General features: G+C 55.1%; 1 protein-coding gene and 1 pseudogene. Both read right to left on the bottom strand.

Annotated elements, in window-relative coordinates; all coding sequences use genetic code 11:
- Nucleotides 1-76: 76 nt before the first annotated feature.
- Nucleotides 77-1,486 carry a Fe-S cluster assembly protein SufB gene (gene sufB / locus ACI3UA_RS07730; RefSeq protein ID WP_439724236.1) on the bottom strand — a complete coding sequence of 470 codons (1,410 nt, stop codon included), beginning with the start codon at nucleotides 1,484-1,486 and terminating at the stop codon, nucleotides 77-79.
- 11 nt (nucleotides 1,487-1,497) lie between these two features.
- Nucleotides 1,498-1,794, bottom strand: a pseudogene (locus ACI3UA_RS07725) (Fe-S cluster assembly ATPase SufC); the annotation flags it as partial.

The raw sequence follows: 1,794 nt of genomic DNA, 5'->3' as shown, positions 1-1,794 counted from the left end.
ACACCCAGCCAGCGCCAGGTACGCATCGGGATTTCGCTATAAATCTTTTCTGCCATTGTCATACCTCACGCCTTTCTCAGCCCATTGTGCCTTCCAGCTCAATATTAATCAGGTTATTCATTTCCACCGCGTATTCCAGCGGCAATTCCTTGGCAATCGGCTCCACAAAGCCACGGACAATCATGGCCCGCGCCTCATCCTCGCTGATGCCGCGGCTCATAAGGTAAAACACCGCTTCCTCGCTGATGCGCCCGATGGTTGCCTCATGGCCGATATCCGCCTCGTCACCCTGTATATCCATTACCGGCAGGGTATCGGAGCGGGAAATATCATCCAGCATCAGGGACTCGCAGTTCACGGAGCATTTGGCATGATGGGCATTTGGCGTTACCCTGACAGCGCTCCTGTAGGTAGCCCTGCCCCCTGCCTTGGAAATGGTTCTGGTGCTGATATTTGCCGAGGTATAAGGCGCCGCATGAATAACGCTGGCCCCGGTATCCAGATTCTGCCCCTTGGAGGCAAAGGTCACGCCGGTAAACTCACAGCGGGCATTTTCCCCGTGGAGGATACTGCACGGATAAAGCATGGATACATGGGAGCCGAAGGAGCCGGACACCCATTCAATGATGCCGTCCTTCTCCACCAGCGCCCGCTTGGTGTTCAAATTCATCATATTCCTTGACCAGTTCTCAATGGTGGAGTAGCGGAGCCTTGCCCCTTCCCCCACAAACAGCTCCACACAGCCTGCGTGGAGGTTGGTCACATTGTACTTTGGCGCACTGCACCCCTCAATGAAGTGCAGGCTGGAATTTTTTTCCAGAATAATCAGCGTATGCTCAAACTGCCCTGCCCCTGCCGCATTCAGGCGGAAATAAGACTGCAGGGGAATCTCCACATGCACCCCTTCCGGCACATAGACGAAGGAGCCCCCTGACCACACCGCTCCGTGCAGTGCCGCAAACTTGTGGTCCTTGGGCGGCACCAGCCGCATAAAATGCTCCCTGACCAATGGCTCGTACTCCCTGAGTGCCGTTTCCATATCCGTGTACACCACGCCCTGCTGTATGAGGCTGTCCTGTATGCTGTGATAAACCACCTCGGAATCATACTGGGCGCCTACACCGGCAAGGGAGGTCTGCTCCGCCTCCGGAATGCCCAGACGGTCAAAGGTGGACTTGATATCCTCCGGCACATCCTCCCATTTCCCCGCCATCCTGGCATCAGGCTGGACATAGGTCACAATCTCATCCATGTTCAGCTCCGAAAGGTCAGGCCCCCAGGTGGGCAATCCAAGGCTGTTGTATACCTTCAGTGATTCCAGCCTGCGCTCCAGCATCCATTCCGGGTCATGCTTCCGCGCCGAAATATCCCGCACTACCTCCTCGGTAAGCCCTGCCTGTGACTTGTAGGCAGAACGGTCCTCATTCCTGATATCGTAGAGGGTACGCTCGATATCCTCCACAAAGGTCTTGTTCCTGTTTTCCATAGCTCTGCCTCTCAATCCTGCTTCAAAAAGCCGAAGCCTTCCCTGTCAATTCTCTCAATCAGCTCAGGGCCGCCTTCCTCCACAATCCGCCCGTCCAGCAGTACATGCACCTTGTCCACGGAAAGCTGTTCCAGAATGCGGGTATTGTGGGTGATAATCAGGCAGGCATTGTCCTCGTTATGAAACCTTTTCACGCCGCCGGAAACAATCTGCACCGCATCCACATCAAGGCCGGAGTCAGTTTCATCCAGAAGGGCCAGCTTCGGATTGAGAAGCAGAAGCTGCAGAATCTCGTTGCGCTTCTTCTC

The sequence above is a fragment of the Anaerovibrio sp. genome, assembly GCF_051866355.1.
Taxonomy (GTDB): domain Bacteria; phylum Bacillota; class Negativicutes; order Selenomonadales; family Selenomonadaceae; genus Anaerovibrio.
This window is presented reverse-complemented; position numbering and strand designations above follow the sequence as displayed.

Excerpts from the sequence above, each read along its gene's own strand:
- sufB (WP_439724236.1), bottom strand. The coding sequence starts at position 1,486 with ATGGAAAACAGGAACAAGACCTTTGTGGAGGATATCGAGCGTACCCTC.